The organism is Kluyvera sp. (assembly GCF_047971185.1).
Lineage (GTDB): Bacteria > Pseudomonadota > Gammaproteobacteria > Enterobacterales > Enterobacteriaceae > Kluyvera.
In genome coordinates this window covers 23,776-41,293 of record NZ_JBKDZH010000092.1, presented here as the reverse complement: position 1 = coordinate 41,293, position 17,518 = coordinate 23,776, and the positions used below count along the sequence as shown (strand labels likewise).

The window sequence follows — 17,518 nt, the reverse complement described above, 5'->3', positions numbered from 1 at the left end:
TGTAACGTGCAATAAACGCCCTTAACCGTGACGGGAGAGGGTAGTCGTACAAAAGGAGAGTGATATGCGTCTGTGTGACCGTGATATAGAAGCCTGGTTGGACGAAGGCCGACTGTCGATTAACCCGCGTCCGCCGATTGAGCGTATCAATGGTGCCACCGTTGACGTGCGTTTAGGCAATAAATTTCGCACCTTCAGCGGCCATACCGCCGCCTATATTGATTTAAGCGGGCCGAAGGCCGAAGTCAGCGCGGCGCTGGATCGCGTGATGAGCGAAGAGATCGTGCTCGCGGAAGGCGACGCCTTCTATTTGCATCCGGGCGAGCTGGCGCTGGCGGTGACGCTGGAGTCGGTGACCCTGCCGGCGGATCTGGTGGGCTGGCTGGACGGACGTTCTTCACTGGCGCGCCTGGGGCTGATGGTGCACGTCACCGCGCACCGTATCGATCCGGGCTGGTCGGGCTGCATCGTGCTGGAATTCTACAACTCCGGCAAGCTGCCGCTGGCGCTGCGTCCGGGAATGCTGATCGGCGCGCTGAGCTTCGAACCGCTGTCCGGCCCGGCGGCACGCCCGTATAACCGTCGTGAAGATGCCAAATATCGCGACCAGCAGGGCGCGGTCGCCAGCCGTATCGATAAAGACTGACCCATCGCAAAGCGGATGAGGGTGCCATGAGACGAATATTGACGACGCTGATGATTCTGCTGGTGGTGCTGATCGCCGGGCTGTCATCGTTGGTGCTGCTGGTCAATCCCAATGATTTCCGTAGCTATATGGTCAAGCAGGTGGCCGAGCGTAGCGGCTATCAGCTGCAGCTGGATGGCTCCCTGCGCTGGCACGTCTGGCCGCGGCTGAGCATCCTGTCCGGGCGCATGTCCTTAACCGCGCCCGGCGCCAGCGCGCCGCTGGTGCGCGCCGATAATATGCGTCTCGACGTGGCGCTGCTGCCGCTGTTGTCGCATCAGCTGCAGGTGAAGCAGGTGATGCTGAAAGGCGCGGTGGTACAGTTGACGCCGCAAACCAAAGCGATACGCGACCAGCGTGCGCCGGTCGCGCCGCAAGGCACCTCCTTACCGCACGAACCGGGCGATAGCGGCTGGTCATTCGATATTGCCGGGCTGCAGGTCATCGATAGCGTGCTGGTGTTCCAGCATGAAAACGATGAGCAGATGACGGTTCGCGATATCCACCTGCAGATGGAGCAGGACGATCATCATCAGGCAACCGTCGATTTCTCGGGCCGCATGAATCGCGATCAGCGCGATTTATCCCTGCGTTTCTCCGCCGTCGTGCAGGCGGGTAACTACCCGCAGCGCCTTGATGCGCAGCTGTCGCAAATCAGCTGGCAGCTTCAGGGGGCCGATCTGCCCGCACAGGGTATCAGCGGTAGCGGCAGCGTAAACGCCAGCTGGCAGGAAGAGGCGAAGAAGCTCAGCTTTAGCGCGCTCAACCTGACCGCCAACGACAGCTCGCTGGCCGGTGACGGCAGCGTCGTGCTGGGCGATAGGCCAGTGTGGGCGCTGAACCTCCAGTCCGACAAGCTTAACCTCGACAGCCTGCTGGTGCGTTCCGACATGCTAATCGGCGGCGAGGCGCAGAAAGCGCAGTCGGCGCCGAGCAAACCGCGCCCGGTAATCGCCAACGGCGTGAGCGTACCGCCGTATAACAGCCTGCTGGGCTTCGACGGCGCGCTGGCAATGACGGCTAAACAGATCCTCTGGCGCGGGCTGCCGTTTACCAATGTCACCGTCGAGGCCAATAACCAACGCGGGCTGCTGCGTATTTCGCAACTGGACGGTACCCTGGCGAACGGGCAGCTATCGCTACCGGGCACCCTCGACGTGCGCGGAAGTACGCCTCGCGCGGCTTTCCAGCCGAAGCTGGACGACATCGAGATTGGCAGCCTGCTGAAGGCCTTCAACTACCCAATCGACATGATGGGCAAGCTATCGCTGGCCGGTGATTTCTCCGGTTCGATTATCGATGCTAATCACTTCCGCCGTGACTGGCAGGGCCAGGCCAATCTTGAACTGAAAGAGACCCGTACCGAAGGGCTTAACTTCCAGCAGCTGGTTCAGCAGGCGGTCGAGCGTAGCGCCGACGTGCAGGCGCAGGAAAATTATGACAGCGCCACGCGGCTGGACGAGCTGACGACCGACGTTACCCTCAACAACGGCATTCTGACCCTCAATAATATGAACGGTAAATCTTCGCTGATGCAGCTGACCGGCAACGGCACGCTTAATCTGATGAAAGAGGAAGGGGATTTACAGTTCGGTATTCAGGTGACCGACGGCTGGCAGGGCCAGGGTAAGCTGGTGGAAATTCTGAAGACCACGGCGATCCCGCTGCGCGTTTACGGCAAATGGGAAGCGCTGAACTACAGCCTGCAGGTCGATCAGATTCTGCGCCGTCAGCTGCAGAATGAAGCGAAGCGTCGGTTAAATGACTGGGCGGAGCGGAATAAGAACACCCAGTCCGGAAAAGACGTTAAGCAGTTGCTGAATAAGCAATAGCGGTTGAAATACCCCGGCGGCTTTGCGCCGCCGGGAACGTACTACACTTCGTAATCCCACTCATCTTCCTGCGGCGGCGGGATAATCTGCACCTTCTGCACCCGGTGGCTCTCAACCTGTAAGGTTTTCAGCGTCCACGGGCCAACCTGTACCTCTTCACCGGCTTTAGGAATGCGCTGCAGATGTTCCATCAGCAGCCCGGCAATGGTGTGATACTCGCGTTTCTCATCCAGCGGCAGCGGAATATACTGCACCAGATCCTCCAGCGGCATGTGGCCGTTGGCCGTCCAGCTGCCGTCGGCATTTTTCTGAATGTCGTGACGGGCGTCGATCTCTTCTGCTTCGTTCGGCAGGTTGCCGGCGATGGTCTCGGTGACGTCGCTTAATGTCACAATCCCCTCCACGGAACCAAACTCATCCACCACGAAGGCAAAGTGGGTTCGCGCATTGCGGAACTGTTCCAGCGCCGACAGCAGCGGCAGCGCCTCCGGGAAGACCAAGGGCTGGCGGATCAGCACGCGCAGATCCAGCGGTTCACCGCGCAGCGACTGCTGCAACAGGTCAATGACGTGCACTACGCCGAGCAGATCTTCTTCGTCATCGCCGCCGGTCACCACCAGGCGGGTATGCTGGTTTTTCTCCAGTAGCGCGCGAATTTCGCTTTCCGGCGCGCTGAGGTCGATGTGCTCAATATCGTGACGCGAGGTCATAATGCTGCTGACCGTACGCTGGTTAAGGTTGAGCACGCGTTCAATCATCCGCCGCTCCTGCGGGTCGAAGATTTGCTGATCGTCCTGGTCGACCAGCAGCGAGGCGGTACCGACGTCCAGCTCCGCGTCCTCTTTTTTGCCGCTCAGCAGGCGCATAACCGCTTCCGTCGTGCGGCTACGCAGCGACTGGTTGGCGCTAAGGAAGCGACGACGGTTGAATATGGCCAGCTGGTTTAAGAACTCGATCATCACCGAGAAGCCGATGGCCGCGTACAGATAGCCTTTTGGAATGACAAGACCGAAACCTTCCGCCACCAGGCTAAAGCCAATCATCAGCAGGAAGCTCAGGCACAGGATCACGATGGTCGGGTGGCTGTTAACAAAGCGGGTGAGCGATTTACTGGCCAGCAGCATCAGGCTGATGGCAATAATGACCGCCGCCATCATCACCGCCAGATGATCTACCATGCCGACGGCGGTGATCACCGAGTCGAGCGAGAAGACTGCATCCAGCACCACAATCTGCGCCACCACGCCCCAGAAGCGCGCGCCGCGCCGCTGGGTAGGGTTATCGCTATCTTTCCCCTCCAGCCGCTCGTTGAGCTCTACCGTGGCTTTAAACAGCAGGAAGAAGCCGCCGACCAGCATAATGAGGTCGCGGGCGCTGAAGGTGAAGTCGCTAATGCTGAACAGCGGTTTGGTGAGCGTGACCAGCCACGAAATGGAGGCCAGCAGCAGCAGGCGCATCAGCATCGCCAGAATCAGTCCGGTGACGCGCGCGCGGTCGCGCTGGGCTGGCGGCAGTTTTTCCGCGAGGATGGCGATAAACACCAGGTTATCAATTCCGAGAACCAGCTCGATGACGACCAGCGTCACGAGTCCCGCCCAAATAGAGGGATCGGCAATCCATTCCATACGTTGGTTAAAACCTTATGTTACAAGACAAATTGATCATGGATAAAGCCGCGACAAAATGCAACGTTTGCCGGTGATTTATCATGACAAATATTATGGATATAGCGAGAATAATGACAGGCGGTATTCTGAAATAAAAATTGTGAGAAACTATTTACGCTATCTGTCAATATAAAGAAATTCCTAAAACCACCGGCATAATTAATCTTAATATTATTCTTAAAAATATTTTTTAGGCGGCAGTTACCTTGCCTGCTATTCGCTTAACTGCAACAATTCTCCCGGTACTGAATGGAATTGCCATTTACGTGCGTCATAAAATAGACAGGCAGGGGATATCGTCTCTGCAATTATATATCCAGGAATATTCTCCATTCATTTGATGAGTGGCTGATTTCCCTATAACAACATGATTTTTAGGTGAATTGGTAGCTGGAAGCCAAGGGCGGTAGCGTGCCTGAAGGCGTGACGCAAAGCCTGAATTATTCTGTCAATAGCCTGCGGATGAATCCCAACTTTTTTAGGATATATGCCAGTTATATTCATCAGCAAATAAATGCATGGTGAGTTTAGCGGTAATCAAATCGTACGGATTAATTTAATTCGCACAGGATAATTTTCTGCCAAAGTGATAAATAATCAATGATGAAATCCAAACTAAAATTGATGCCATTATTGGTGTCGGTAAGCTTGATGAGTGGTTGCACCATACTTCCAGGCAGCAATATGTCTACCTACGGAAAAGATGTGATTAAGCAGCAGGATGCTGATTATGACATTGGTCGGATGGTGAATGTTTATCCGCTGACCCCGCGACTGATTGAACAATTACGCCCACGTCCCGACGTCGCGCAACCCAACATGTCGCTGGATCAGGAGTTAAGCAATTACCAGTATCGTGTCGGGTCCGGCGACGTGCTGAACGTCACCGTGTGGGACCACCCGGAGTTAACGACGCCCGCGGGGCAGTACCGTAGCTCCAGCGATACCGGCAACTGGGTGCAGCCGGACGGCACCATCTTCTACCCCTACATCGGTAAAGTGCAGGTGAAAGGGCGCACGCTGGCCGAAATCCGCCAGACCATTACCCAGCGCCTCGCCGCCTACATTACCGACCCGCAGGTTGACGTCAACGTCGCCGCCTTCCGTTCGCAGAAGGTTTATGTCTCCGGCCAGGTGAACAAATCCGGCCAGCAGGCCATTACCAACGTCCCGCTCACCATTCTGGATGCCATTAACGCCGCCGGTGGCCTGAGCGAGCTGGCCGACTGGCGCAACGTGGTGCTGACCCATGACGGTAAAGAGCAGCGCATTTCGGTACAGGCGCTGATGCAAAACGGCGATCTGAGCCAGAACCGGTTGCTTTACCCGGGCGATATTCTGTTCGTGCCGCGCAACGACGATCTCAAAGTCTTCGTGATGGGCGAAGTGAAAAAACAGAGCACGCTCAAAATGGACTTCAGCGGCATGACGCTGACCGAAGCGCTGGGCCAGGCGGAAGGCATCGACCTCACCACCTCCGATGCCAGCGGTATCTTCGTGATCCGTCCAACCAAAGCAGGCAACAACGGCAAGATGGCCAACATTTACCAGCTGGATATGTCCGATGCGACCTCGCTGGTGATGGCGACCAACTTTATCCTCCAGCCGTATGACGTGGTTTACGTCACGACCGCACCGGTTGCCCGCTGGAACCGTCTGATCAACCAACTGTTGCCGACCATCAGTGGCGTTCGCTACATGACCGACTCGGCGAAAGACATTCATACCTGGTAACCGTCATGTTTAACAAAATTCTTGTGGTTTGCGTGGGGAACATTTGCCGTTCCCCCACGGCTGAACGTTTATTGCGCAGCCATCTGCCCGCGCTGACCGTCGAATCGGCGGGGCTGGGCGCGTTAGTCGGCAAAGCGGCGGATGAACGCGCCGCCAGCGTCGCGGCCGAGCACGCGATTTCGCTCGACGGCCACTGCGCGCGGCAACTCTCCGGCCGCATGTGCCGGGAATACGACCTGATTCTGGCGATGGAAAAACGTCATGTTGCCACCCTGCATGAAATGGCGCCGGAGATGCGCGGCAAGGTCATGCTGTTTGGTCATTGGGATAACGAACGTGAGATTCCCGATCCGTATCGTAAAAGCCGCGAGGCGTTTGAAGCGGTGTACCAGTTACTCGACAGGTCTGCCAGCCAGTGGGCGCAGGCACTGAAAGCTCAGCAGGGATAACCATGACAGATAAAGTAAAACAGATAAGTCCACCGGTTTCGGGCAACGATGAGATCGATATTGGTCGCCTGGTGGGCACCGTGGTGGAAGCCAAATGGTGGGTCATCGGCATTACCGGGCTGTTTGCCGCGCTGGCGATTGTCTACGCGCTGTTTGCGACGCCGATTTACAGCGCCGACGCGCTGGTGCGTATTGAGCAAAATCAGGGCAGCGCGCTGGTGCAGGATATTAGCAATGCGCTCACCAGCAAACCGCCGGCCTCCGAAGCGGAAATCCAGATGATCACCTCGCGTCTGGTGCTGGGAAAAACCGTTGAGGATCTGGGGCTGGACATCGCCGTCAGTAAAAATACCTTCCCGGTTCTTGGCGCGGGCTGGGAACGGCTGATGGGCCGCCAGAATGAGACGGTGAAGGTTAACGCCTTTAACCGCCCGGCCTCGATGGCTAACAGCACCTTTACGCTGGAGGTCATCGACCCGACGCGCTACCGCCTGAGCAACGATGATGGCTTTAGCGCGGAAGGGAAGGTGGGGGAGACGCTGAATAAAAGCGGCGTCTCGTTGCTGGTCACCGGGATTGCCGCCCACGACGGCGCGAGCTTTACCGTTACCAAGTACTCCACGCTGGGGATGATCAATACCCTGCAAAACAGCCTGAGCGTGACCGAAGACGGAAAAGACTCCGGCGTGCTGACGCTCACCATGGTGGGTGAAGATAAAGATCAGATTCGCGACGTGCTTAACAGCATCGCCCACAACTATGTGGCGCAGAACGTGGCGCGTAAGTCGGAAGAGGCGGCGAAAAGCCTCGAGTTCCTGGAAGTGCAGCTCCCGCAGGTGCGCAGCCAGCTGGACGTGGCGGAAAACAAACTCAACGCCTACCGCCAGCAGCAGGACTCCGTTGACCTGCCGCTGGAGGCGAAATCGGTGCTCGACTCGATGGTCAACATCGACGCGCAGCTGAACGAACTGACCTTCCGCGAAGCGGAAATCTCCAAGCTCTACACCAAAATTCACCCGGCCTACCGCACGCTGCTGGAGAAACGTCGGGCGCTGGAAGAAGAGAAGGCGAAGCTGAGCAAGCGCGTAACGGCGATGCCGAAAACCCAGCAGGAGATTGTGCGCCTGACCCGCGACGTGGAGTCCGGCCAGCAGGTCTACATGCAGCTGCTGAACAAGCAGCAGGAGCTGAAAATCACCCGGGCCAGCACCGTGGGCGATGTGCGTATCGTCGACCCGGCGATTACCCAGCCGGGCGTGGTGAAGCCGAAGAAAGCGCTGATCGTACTGGGCAGCATAATCCTTGGCCTGATGCTGTCGATCGTCGGCGTGCTGCTGCGTTCGCTGTTTAACCGCGGTATTGAAAGCCCGCAGGTGCTGGAGGAGCACGGCATCAACGTCTATGCCAGCATTCCGCTCTCCGAATGGCAGAAGTCGCGCGATAGCGTGAAAAGCGTTAACGGCGTCAAGCGTTACAAACAGAGCCAGCTGCTGGCGGTGGGTAACCCAACCGACCTGGCGATCGAAGCCATTCGCAGCCTGCGTACCAGTCTGCACTTCGCCATGATGCAGGCGCCGAATAACGTGCTGATGATGACCGGGGTCAGCCCGTCGATCGGTAAAACCTTCGTCTGCGCCAACCTGGCGGCGGTCATCAGCCAGACCAATAAGCGGGTGCTGATGATCGACTGCGATATGCGTAAAGGCTATTCCCACGAGCTGCTGGGCACCACCAATGATAACGGCCTGTCCGATGTGCTGGTCGGCAAAGCGGCAATTGAGAGCAGCGCTAAGCGGACGTCGGTGGCGAACTTCGACCTGATTCCGCGTGGCCAGGTGCCGCCGAACCCGTCGGAACTGCTGATGGCGGAGCGCTTTGGCGAGCTGTTGAAGTGGGGCTCGGCCAACTACGACCTGGTCCTGATTGATACGCCGCCGATTCTCGCGGTGACCGATGCCGCCATTGTCGGCCGCCACGCGGGCACCACGCTGATGGTCGCGCGCTATGCGGTAAATACCCTGAAAGAAGTGGAAACCAGCCTGAGTCGTTTTGAACAGAACGGTATTGCGGTGAGAGGGGTGATCCTCAACTCGATCTTCCGCCGCGCGACGGGCTATCAGGATTACGGCTACTACGAGTACGAGTATCAGTCGGATTCAAAGTAATTTTGGGCTTCACCTGTAGCCCGGACGAGGCGCGACAGCGCCGACTCCGGGGAATCCCCGGCGTCGCTACGCTCGGCCGGGCTACTCGATAAGGGATATTCTATGACAACAGACAATCCGTTGATCTCCATTTATATGCCCACCTGGAACCGACAGCAGCTGGCGATTCGCGCCATCAAATCGGTGCTGCGTCAGGACTATCCCCATTGGGAAATGATTATCGTCGACGACTGTTCCAGCAGCTACGAGCAGCTTCAGCAGTACGTCCTTGAGCTGAACGACAGCCGCGTGCAGTACACCCGCAACGATTTTAACTCCGGCGCCTGCGCGGTGCGCAATCAGGCCATCCTGCAGGCGAAAGGGCAGTTTATTACCGGCATCGATGATGACGATGAGTGGACGCCGAACCGCCTCTCGCTGTTCCTCGAACACAAGCAGCAGCTGATGAATCACGCTTTCCTGTACGCCAACGACTACGTCTGCGAAGGGGAGGTGTACTCGCAGCCGGCCAGTCTGCCGCTGTACCCGAAATCGCCGTTCTCCCGCCAGCTGTTCTACAAGCGCAATATTATCGGCAACCAGGTATTTAGCTGGGCGTGGCGCTTTAAAGAAAGCCTGTTTGATACCGAACTGAAGGCGGCGCAGGACTACGACATCTTCCTGCGCATGGTGGTGGCCTACGGCGAACCGTGGAAAATTGAGGCGGCGACCCAGATTCTGCACATCAATCACGGCGAGATGCAGATCACCTCGTCGCCGAAAAAATTCTCCGGCTACTTCAGCTTTTACCGTAAGCACAAAGAGAAATTCGACCGCGCGAGTAAGAAATATCAGCTGTTTACGCTGTATCAGATTCGCAATAAGCGCATGACCTGGAAGACGTTTCTGACGCTGCTGTCGGTACGTAACGGCAAGCGCTGGGTGGACGGGCTGCGGAGTAAATGATGCTACTGGAAGATTTACGCGCCAACAGCTGGAGCCTGCGCCCGTGCTGCATGGTGATCGCCTACCGCGTCGCCCATTTTTGCTCGGTGTGGCGCAAGAAAAACGTGCTCAACAACCTGTGGGCCGCGCCGGTACTGGTGCTGTATCGCCTCATCACCGAGTGTTTCTTCGGCTATGAAATCCAGGCGGCGGCGACCATTGGCCGACGCTTCACCATCCACCACGGTTATGCCGTGGTGATCAATAAAAACGTGGTGGCGGGCGATGATTTCACCATTCGTCACGGCATCACGATCGGCAATCGCGGCCCGGAGAGCCTGGCCTGCCCGACGATTGGCAACGGCGTTGAGCTGGGCGCCAACGCGGTCATTATCGGCGGCATTACCATCGGCAACCACGTCACCATTGGCGCGGGCAGCGTGGTGCTGGACGACGTTCCGGACCATGCGCTGGTGGTAGGTGAGAAAGCGCGAGTGAAGGTAATTAAATGAATATTCTGCAATTTAACGTTCGACTGGCCGAAGGCGGCGCGGCGGGCGTGGCGCTGGACCTGCATCAGCGCGCGCTGCGTCAGGGTCTGTCATCAAAGTTTGTCTACGGCTACGGTAAGGGCGGCAAGAAGAGCGTCAGCCACGATCGTTATCCGCAGGTGGTGAAGCAGACCGGGCGGCTGACGTCGATGGCTAACCTGGCGCTGTTCCGCCTGTTTAACCGCGACCTGTTTGGCAACCTGAACAACCTTTATCGTCAGGTCACGCGTACCAACGGGCCGGTAGTGCTGCATTTCCACGTGATGCACAGCTACTGGCTGAACCTGGCGGATATTGTTAGCTTCTGCCAGCGCGTGAAGGCGCACAAAAGCGACGTCACGTTTATCTGGACGCTGCACGACCACTGGAGCGTAACCGGACGCTGTGCCTTTCTCGACGGCTGTGAAGGCTGGAAAAGCGGCTGCCAGAAGTGCCCGACGCTGAGTAACTACCCGCCGGTGAAGGTTGACCGCGCGCATGCGCTGGTAGACGAAAAGCGTCAGCTTTTCCGCCAGATGCTGGCGCTGGGCTGCCGCTTTATTTCCCCGAGCCAGCACGTTGCGGAGGCCTTTAACAGCCTTTATGGCGCGGGTCGCTGCCAGATTATCAATAACGGTATCGACGTGGCGACGGAGGCGATTCTTGCCGAGCTGACGCCGGTAAAGCGCTTTTCCTCGCGGCCTAAAATCGCCGTGGTCGCCCACGACCTGCGCTATGACGGGAAAACTAACCAGCAGCTGGTGCGCGATATTATCGCCCTCGGCGATAAGGTTGAGGTCCATACCTTCGGCAAGTTCTCGCCGTTTGAGGGCAGCAACGTGGTGAACCACGGTTTTCTGACCGATAAACGCCAACTGATGAGTGAACTGAACCCGCTGGACGCGCTGCTGTTCAGCTCGCGGGTGGATAACTACCCGCTGATTCTGTGCGAAGCGCTGTCGATTGGCGTACCGGTGATCGCCACCCATAGCGAAGCGGCAAAAGAAGTGCTGGCCAAATCCGGCGGACGTACGGTGGATGACGCCGAGGTGCTCGCGCTGGTGCAGCAACCGAAAGCGGAGATCGCCGAGCAGATTTTTGGTACCACGCTGGAAAACTTTAGCGCGCGAAGCCGCAAGGCCTACAGCGGACAACAGATGCTGGAGGAATATGTCTCGTTCTATCAGAGTCTGTAGCTATCTGCTGCTGCCGTTAATCTACCTGCTGGTTAACGTAAAGCTGGCGCAGCTGGGGGAAAGCTTCCCCATTACCATCGTGACTTTCCTTCCCCTGCTGCTGCTGCTGTTTGTCGAACGCATCAACCTGAAAAAACTGATGATTGCTCTCGGGCTGGGCGTGGGATTGACGTTGTTCAACTATCTGTTTGGGCAATCGCTGGATCCGAGTAAGTACGTCACCTCGACGATGCTGTTTGTCTATATCGTGATTATCATCGGCATGGTCTGGAGCATTCGCTTTAAAACCATTTCGCCGCATAACCACCACAAGATCCTGCGCTTTTTCTACGTGGTGATTACCCTGGTGGTGGCGCTGGCGGCGCTGGAGATGGCGCAGATTATTCTCACTGGCGGCAGTAGTCTGATATCGACGATTTCGAAATATCTTATTTACAGTAATAGCTATGTACTGAATTTCATCAAATTCGGTGGCAAGCGTACCACCGCGCTATATTTCGAACCGGCATTCTTTGCTCTGGCATTAATCTCAATTTGGCTCTGTATCAAACAGTTTGGTATCAAAACCCCGAAGTCTGATGCTATGATTCTGGCAGGAATAATTCTTTCTGGGTCGTTTTCAGGGGTAATGACATTTATCCTGTTCTATCTGCTGGAGTGGGCTTTCCAGTATCTGAACAAAGAAGCGATCAAGAAAAAGTTACCGCTGGCGATTATCTCGCTAGGTGCGTTTTTTATCGGGCTGGTGTTTGCGTTTCCCTATATTTCAGAACGTCTTGGCGATCTGGGAACCGAAGGCTCGTCATCGTATTACCGAATTATTGGGCCGTTAGTGATGGTCGGTTATTCACTAACCAGTATTGATGGTGTCGTGCGTTTTGGTTCTCTTTACGAATATGTTGCATCATTCGGAATATTTAACGGTGCGGATGTCGGTAAAACCATAGACAATGGTCTGTATCTGTTAATGATTTATTTTTCGTGGTTCGCTGTGATATTAACCGCAGGTTATCTGTACTACGTATTTAAAATGTTCATTAACGCTTTTGGGAATAATCGTAATTTCGCCGTGCAGCTGTATCTTTTCACGCCGATATCGTTATTTTTTACCGGTTCGATATTTAGCCCGGAATATGCATTTTTAATTGTTTGTCCTTTTATTCTGCGTAAAGCGCTGAATATTGCTGACAACAGATGAGGTGAAACATGTTGTTAAGCGTGATTACCGTGGCGTTTCGTAACTTTGACGGCGTGATGAAAACCTGGCGTTCGCTGGCGCATCTGGCCAACGATCCGAGCCTCACTTTTGAGTGGATTGTGGTCGACGGCGGCTCCAGCGACGGTACCGCGGAGTTTCTCGAAAAACGTAACGGCCAGTATAACTTACGTTACGTTAGCGAGCCGGATAAAGGTCTGTACGATGCGATGAACAAAGGCATCCGTATGGCGCAGGGCAAGTTTGTGCTGTTCCTCAATTCTGGCGACAGCTTCCATCCGGACGTCTCGCAGTTTGTCCGCCAGCTGCGCGGGAAAAGCGACGAGGCGATGTACCTTGGCGATGCGATGCTGGACTTCGGCGACGGCACCCAGATTCGTCGTAGCGCCAAGCAGGGTTGGTATATTTACCACAGCCTGCCGGCCAGCCATCAGGCTATTTTCTTCCCGCTGCGCGGGCTGAAAAATTATCCTTACGATGTTCAGTATCGTGTTTCTTCTGATTATGCGCTGGCGGCGCGAATGTATAAATCGGGATTTGCCTTTAAGCGTATTAAGGGGCTGGTGTCAGAGTTCTCGATGGGCGGAGTGTCAACGACCAATAATCTGCAACTGTGCCAGGATGCGAAAAAGGTGCAGCGTGAAATATTACACATGCCAGCGGTATTGACGGAATTGTCTTATTTATTACGCCTGCGCACGACCGGTAAAACCAAAGCGTTATACAACAAAGCGTAAGGAAACAGGATGCAGGAATTATCTGGCTTTTCGGTGCCTAAAGGGTTTCGCGGCGCCGGGGGGATTAAAGTTCAAATCTGGTGGGCGGTACAGGCAACATTATTTGCGTGGTCGCCACAAATTATGTACCGCTGGCGTGCTTTTTTATTACGCCGGTTCGGCGCAAAAATAGGAAAAAACGTAGTGATTCGCCCGTCGGTAAAAATTACCTATCCATGGAAATTGACCATTGGTGATTATGCGTGGGTAGGGGATGACGCGGTGTTATATACCCTTGGCGACATTACCCTTGGGGCGAATTCGGTGGTATCGCAAAAATGTTATTTATGCACCGGCAGCCATGATTATCAGAGCGCGCATTTTGATATTAACGCCGCACCTATTGTGGTCGGTGAGAAATGCTGGCTGGCAACCGATGTGTTTGTTGCACCCGGCATCACGATTGGCGACGGCACTATCGTGGGTGCGCGGAGCAGCGTTTTTAAATCGCTACCGGCAAATACGATTTGCCGTGGCAATCCCGCAGTGGTTACGCGTGAGCGCGTAGAGAAAGTGACTCCCTAAACGGGACAATTTGAGGAAAATAGAATGTCAAAAGTCGCACTTATTACCGGCGTAACGGGGCAGGATGGTTCTTATCTGGCAGAACTGCTGCTGGAAAAAGGGTATGAAGTTCATGGGATTAAGCGTCGTGCTTCCTCCTTTAACACCGAACGTGTCGATCACATCTATCAGGATCCGCACAGCAGCAACCCGAAATTTCACCTGCACTACGGTGATTTGACCGACAGCTCCAACCTGACGCGCATCCTGCAGGAAGTGCAGCCGGATGAAGTGTATAACCTGGGGGCGATGAGCCACGTTGCCGTTTCCTTCGAGTCGCCGGAATACACCGCCGACGTGGATGCGATGGGCACCCTGCGCCTGCTGGAGGCCATCCGCTTCCTCGGCCTGGAAAAGAAAACCCGTTTCTATCAGGCGTCCACGTCTGAACTGTACGGCCTGGTTCAGGAAATTCCGCAGAAAGAGACCACGCCGTTCTACCCGCGCTCGCCGTATGCGGTGGCCAAGCTGTACGCCTACTGGATCACCGTCAACTACCGTGAATCCTATGGCATGTACGCCTGTAACGGCATTCTGTTTAACCACGAATCCCCGCGCCGTGGCGAAACCTTCGTCACCCGTAAAATCACCCGTGCGATCGCTAACATCGCTCAGGGCCTGGAGAAATGCCTGTATCTGGGCAACATGGACTCCCTGCGTGACTGGGGCCATGCCAAAGATTACGTCAAAATGCAGTGGATGATGCTGCAGCAGGATCATCCGGAAGATTTCGTTATCGCCACCGGCGTGCAGTACTCGGTGCGTCAGTTCGTTGAAATGGCGGCGGCCCAGCTGGGTATCAAACTGCGCTTTGAAGGTACCGGCGTGGACGAGAAGGGCATTGTGGTGTCGGTGACCGGTCACGATGCGCCGGGCGTGAAGCCGGGCGATGTGATGGTGGCGGTCGATCCGCGCTACTTCCGTCCGGCAGAGGTGGAAACCCTGCTCGGCGACCCGACCAAAGCACACGAGAAATTGGGCTGGAAACCGGAAACCACGCTGCAGGAGATGGTCTCTGAAATGGTCGCGAAAGATCTTGAAGCGGCGAAAAAACATTCCCTGCTGAAATCCCATGGCTACGAAGTGGCGATCGCGCTGGAGTCCTGAGTATGACCAGACAACGTATTTTTGTGGCGGGCCACCGGGGAATGGTGGGCTCGGCCATCGTCCGACAGCTTGCGCAGCGCGGCGACGTGGATCTGGTGGTTCGCAGCCGCGAGGAGCTTAACCTGCTGGACAGCCGCGAGGTGAACGACTTTTTCGCCCGCGAAAAGATTGACCAGGTGTATCTGGCGGCGGCGAAGGTGGGCGGCATTGTCGCCAACAACACCTTCCCGGCGGATTTCATCTACGAAAACATGATGATCGAAAGCAACATCATTCACGCGGCGCATGTCCATAACGTGAATAAGCTGCTGTTCCTCGGTTCATCCTGTATTTACCCGAAGATGGCCAATCAGCCGATGCACGAGAGCGAGCTGCTACAGGGCACGCTGGAAGCCACCAACGAGCCGTACGCGATTGCCAAAATCGCCGGTATCAAGCTGTGCGAGTCTTATAACCGTCAGCACAACCGCGACTATCGCTCGGTGATGCCGACCAACCTGTACGGGCCGAACGATAACTTCCACCCGAGCAATTCGCACGTCATCCCGGCGCTGCTGCGCCGCTTCCACGAAGCGGTACAGCAGAATGCCTCTGACGTGGTGGTGTGGGGCAGCGGTACGCCGATGCGCGAATTCCTGCACGTCGACGATATGGCGGCGGCCAGCATCCACGTGATGGAGCTCGATCGCAGCGTGTGGCTGGAGAACACCCAGCCGATGCTGTCGCACATCAACGTCGGCACCGGGGTTGACTGCACCATCCGTGAGCTGGCGCAGACGCTGGCGAAAGTGGTGGGCTTCAAGGGCCGGGTGGTCTTTGACGCCACCAAACCCGACGGCACGCCGCGCAAGCTGCTCGACGTGTCTCGCCTGCATCAGCTGGGCTGGTACCACGAAATCTCGCTGGAGGCTGGTCTTGCCAGCACCTACCAGTGGTTTCTGGAAAACCAGCACCGCTTCCGGGGGTAACGTATGTTTCTGAGCCAGGAAGCGTTTGCCACCGTGGTGCGCTCTACGCCGCTGATCTCCATCGATTTGATCGTCGAGAACGCGCAGGGCGAGTGTCTGCTCGGCAAACGCACCAACCGTCCGGCGCAGGGCTACTGGTTCGTGCCGGGCGGGCGGGTACAGAAAGATGAAACGCTGGCGCAGGCGTTCACCCGCCTGACCGAGGCCGAACTGGGGCTGGGCCTGCCGATCACGGCAGGCAGCTTCTACGGCGTGTGGCAGCATTTCTATGACGATAATTTCTCCGGCACGGATTTCTCCACCCATTACATCGTGCTGGCCTTCCGCCTACAGGTGGACGCCGACGCCTTAACGCTGCCGGACGATCAGCACAATGACTACCGCTGGCTGACGCCGCCCGCGCTGCTGGAGTCCGACAACGTTCACGAAAACAGCCGCGCCTATTTTCGTATCGACAAAATGGCCGAGGTGCCGGGCCTATGAAGATTCTGGTGTATGGCATCAACTATTCGCCTGAACTGACCGGCATCGGCAAATACACCGGGGAAATGGTCGAATGGATGGCGCAGCAGGGCCATGAGGTACGGGTGATTACCGCACCGCCGTACTACCCGGAATGGCAGGTTGGCGTTAACTACTCCAGCTGGCGCTACCGCCGGGAAGTTGGCGACGCCACCGTCTGGCGCTGCCCGCTGTATGTGCCTAAGCAGCCGTCAACGCTGAAGCGTCTGCTTCATCTCGGCAGCTTTGCGCTGAGCAGCTTCTTCCCGCTGATGGCCCAGCGCCGCTGGAAACCGGATCGCATTATCGGCGTGGTGCCGACGCTGTTCTGCACCCCCGGTATGCGCCTGCTGGCGAAGCTCTCCGGGGCGCGCACGCTGCTGCACATTCAGGATTATGAAGTGGATGCGATGCTCGGGCTGGGTATGGCCGGCAAAGGCAACGGCGGCAAGGTGGCGAAACTCGCCAGCGCCTTTGAGCGCAGCGGGCTGCATAACGTCGATAACGTGTCGACCATCTCGCGCTCGATGATGAACAAGGCCTGCGAAAAGGGCGTGGCGGCGGAGAAGGTGATTTTCTTCCCCAACTGGTCGGAAGTGTCCCGTTTTCGCGAGGTGCCGGAAACGCTGGTGATGGCGCTGCGTGAGCGTCTTGGCCTGCCGGCCGAGCGCAAAATTATTCTCTACTCCGGCAATATCGGCGAGAAGCAGGGGCTGGAGAGCGTGATTACCGCCGCCGAACAGCTCCGTGAACAGCCGTGGCTGTTTGCGATTGTCGGCCAGGGCGGCGGCAAAGCGCGGCTGGAGAAAATGGCCGCCGAACGCGGACTGGATAACGTCAGGTTCCTGCCGCTGCAATCGTATGAGGATTTACCCGCGCTGCTGGCGATTGGCGACTGCCATCTGGTGATTCAGAAGCGCGGCGCGGCGGACGCGGTGCTGCCTTCTAAGCTGACCAATATTCTGGCGGTAGGCGGTAACGCGGTGATTACCGCCGAACCGCAGACCGAGCTCGGCCAGCTGTGTCTGGACAATCCGGGCATTGCGGTGTGCGTGACGCCTGAATCGGTTCCGTCGCTGGTGGAAGGCATTGAACAGGCATTGAAGATGCCGAAGCGCAATACCATCGCACGCGGCTGGGCGGAACGTTCGCTCGATAAAGAACACGTTCTCAACCAATTTATTGCTGATATTCGGGGTTAAAC

The 17,518-nt window shown here is 56.6% G+C and carries 16 protein-coding genes; 15 read left to right on the top strand and 1 reads right to left on the bottom strand.

Annotation, left to right across the window (positions count from 1 at the left end; genetic code table 11):
• Positions 1-64 precede the first annotated feature (64 nt).
• Both dcd and asmA read left to right on the top strand, forming a co-directional pair.
• Positions 65-646 carry a dCTP deaminase gene (gene dcd, locus ACK5JN_RS19755; protein ID WP_032281180.1) on the top strand — a complete coding sequence of 194 codons (582 nt, stop codon included), beginning with the start codon at positions 65-67 and terminating at the stop codon, positions 644-646.
• A 26-nt stretch (positions 647-672) separates the two neighbouring features.
• Positions 673-2,517 (top strand): outer membrane assembly protein AsmA, encoded by a 1,845-nt coding sequence (gene asmA, locus ACK5JN_RS19750; protein WP_416871708.1) that lies wholly within the window; start codon positions 673-675, stop codon positions 2,515-2,517.
• A 41-nt stretch (positions 2,518-2,558) separates the two neighbouring features.
• Here asmA and ACK5JN_RS19745 read toward each other — a convergent pair whose 3' ends face one another.
• Complete coding sequence (locus ACK5JN_RS19745; RefSeq protein WP_416871707.1) at positions 2,559-4,142, bottom strand: TerC family protein; 1,584 nt, start codon at positions 4,140-4,142, stop codon at positions 2,559-2,561.
• Between the two features lie 642 nt (positions 4,143-4,784).
• On the opposite strand from ACK5JN_RS19745, the gene ACK5JN_RS19740 reads away from it, so the two are divergent.
• The 13 genes from ACK5JN_RS19740 (at position 4,785) to wcaI (ending at position 17,516) form a co-directional block, all read left to right on the top strand.
• Complete coding sequence (locus ACK5JN_RS19740; RefSeq protein ID WP_416871706.1) at positions 4,785-5,918, top strand: polysaccharide export protein; 1,134 nt, start codon at positions 4,785-4,787, stop codon at positions 5,916-5,918.
• A gap of 5 nt (positions 5,919-5,923) precedes the next feature.
• A complete protein-coding gene (wzb, locus tag ACK5JN_RS19735) occupies positions 5,924-6,367 on the top strand; it encodes a low molecular weight protein-tyrosine-phosphatase Wzb (protein WP_416871705.1) in 444 nt (147 codons plus the stop codon).
• A gap of 2 nt (positions 6,368-6,369) precedes the next feature.
• Complete coding sequence (wzc, locus tag ACK5JN_RS19730; protein ID WP_416871704.1) at positions 6,370-8,532, top strand: tyrosine-protein kinase Wzc; 2,163 nt, start codon at positions 6,370-6,372, stop codon at positions 8,530-8,532.
• 102 nt (positions 8,533-8,634) lie between these two features.
• A complete protein-coding gene (wcaA, locus tag ACK5JN_RS19725) occupies positions 8,635-9,477 on the top strand; it encodes a colanic acid biosynthesis glycosyltransferase WcaA (RefSeq protein WP_416871703.1) in 843 nt (280 codons plus the stop codon).
• A complete protein-coding gene (gene wcaB, locus ACK5JN_RS19720; protein WP_416871726.1) occupies positions 9,477-9,968 on the top strand; it encodes a colanic acid biosynthesis acetyltransferase WcaB in 492 nt (163 codons plus the stop codon). The genes wcaA and wcaB overlap by 1 nt, the downstream gene beginning before the upstream one ends.
• Positions 9,965-11,182: a colanic acid biosynthesis glycosyltransferase WcaC gene (gene wcaC / locus ACK5JN_RS19715; RefSeq protein ID WP_416871702.1), complete on the top strand. Its 1,218-nt coding sequence runs from the start codon at positions 9,965-9,967 to the stop codon at positions 11,180-11,182. Before wcaB ends, wcaC begins: the two co-directional genes overlap by 4 nt.
• A complete protein-coding gene (gene wcaD / locus ACK5JN_RS19710; RefSeq protein WP_416871701.1) occupies positions 11,157-12,380 on the top strand; it encodes a colanic acid polymerase WcaD in 1,224 nt (407 codons plus the stop codon). Before wcaC ends, wcaD begins: the two co-directional genes overlap by 26 nt.
• Positions 12,381-12,388: 8 nt before the next feature.
• Positions 12,389-13,135, top strand: a complete 747-nt coding sequence (gene wcaE, locus ACK5JN_RS19705; RefSeq protein WP_416871700.1) for a colanic acid biosynthesis glycosyltransferase WcaE — start codon at positions 12,389-12,391, stop codon at positions 13,133-13,135.
• Between the two features lie 9 nt (positions 13,136-13,144).
• A complete protein-coding gene (gene wcaF, locus ACK5JN_RS19700; protein WP_416871699.1) occupies positions 13,145-13,699 on the top strand; it encodes a colanic acid biosynthesis acetyltransferase WcaF in 555 nt (184 codons plus the stop codon).
• 24 nt (positions 13,700-13,723) lie between these two features.
• Positions 13,724-14,845: a GDP-mannose 4,6-dehydratase gene (gene gmd, locus ACK5JN_RS19695; RefSeq protein WP_416871698.1), complete on the top strand. Its 1,122-nt coding sequence runs from the start codon at positions 13,724-13,726 to the stop codon at positions 14,843-14,845.
• A 2-nt stretch (positions 14,846-14,847) separates the two neighbouring features.
• Positions 14,848-15,813: a GDP-L-fucose synthase gene (gene fcl, locus ACK5JN_RS19690; protein WP_416871697.1), complete on the top strand. Its 966-nt coding sequence runs from the start codon at positions 14,848-14,850 to the stop codon at positions 15,811-15,813.
• A 3-nt stretch (positions 15,814-15,816) separates the two neighbouring features.
• Positions 15,817-16,296: a GDP-mannose mannosyl hydrolase gene (locus tag ACK5JN_RS19685; RefSeq protein ID WP_416871696.1), complete on the top strand. Its 480-nt coding sequence runs from the start codon at positions 15,817-15,819 to the stop codon at positions 16,294-16,296.
• On the top strand, positions 16,293-17,516 hold the full coding sequence (gene wcaI, locus ACK5JN_RS19680; protein ID WP_416871695.1) for a colanic acid biosynthesis fucosyltransferase WcaI: 1,224 nt from the start codon (positions 16,293-16,295) through the stop codon (positions 17,514-17,516). The genes ACK5JN_RS19685 and wcaI overlap by 4 nt, the downstream gene beginning before the upstream one ends.
• The last annotated feature ends 2 nt before the right edge of the window (positions 17,517-17,518 follow it).

Coding starts and splice junctions, on each gene's coding strand:
- dcd (WP_032281180.1), top strand. CDS start 65: ATGCGTCTGTGTGACCGTGATATAGAAGCCTGGTTGGACGAAGGCCGA.
- asmA (WP_416871708.1), top strand. CDS start 673: ATGAGACGAATATTGACGACGCTGATGATTCTGCTGGTGGTGCTGATC.
- ACK5JN_RS19745 (WP_416871707.1), bottom strand. CDS start 4,142: ATGGAATGGATTGCCGATCCCTCTATTTGGGCGGGACTCGTGACGCTG.
- ACK5JN_RS19740 (WP_416871706.1), top strand. CDS start 4,785: ATGATGAAATCCAAACTAAAATTGATGCCATTATTGGTGTCGGTAAGC.
- wzb (WP_416871705.1), top strand. CDS start 5,924: ATGTTTAACAAAATTCTTGTGGTTTGCGTGGGGAACATTTGCCGTTCC.
- wzc (WP_416871704.1), top strand. CDS start 6,370: ATGACAGATAAAGTAAAACAGATAAGTCCACCGGTTTCGGGCAACGAT.
- wcaA (WP_416871703.1), top strand. CDS start 8,635: ATGACAACAGACAATCCGTTGATCTCCATTTATATGCCCACCTGGAAC.
- wcaB (WP_416871726.1), top strand. CDS start 9,477: ATGCTACTGGAAGATTTACGCGCCAACAGCTGGAGCCTGCGCCCGTGC.
- wcaC (WP_416871702.1), top strand. CDS start 9,965: ATGAATATTCTGCAATTTAACGTTCGACTGGCCGAAGGCGGCGCGGCG.
- wcaD (WP_416871701.1), top strand. CDS start 11,157: ATGTCTCGTTCTATCAGAGTCTGTAGCTATCTGCTGCTGCCGTTAATC.
- wcaE (WP_416871700.1), top strand. CDS start 12,389: ATGTTGTTAAGCGTGATTACCGTGGCGTTTCGTAACTTTGACGGCGTG.
- wcaF (WP_416871699.1), top strand. CDS start 13,145: ATGCAGGAATTATCTGGCTTTTCGGTGCCTAAAGGGTTTCGCGGCGCC.
- gmd (WP_416871698.1), top strand. CDS start 13,724: ATGTCAAAAGTCGCACTTATTACCGGCGTAACGGGGCAGGATGGTTCT.
- fcl (WP_416871697.1), top strand. CDS start 14,848: ATGACCAGACAACGTATTTTTGTGGCGGGCCACCGGGGAATGGTGGGC.
- ACK5JN_RS19685 (WP_416871696.1), top strand. CDS start 15,817: ATGTTTCTGAGCCAGGAAGCGTTTGCCACCGTGGTGCGCTCTACGCCG.
- wcaI (WP_416871695.1), top strand. CDS start 16,293: ATGAAGATTCTGGTGTATGGCATCAACTATTCGCCTGAACTGACCGGC.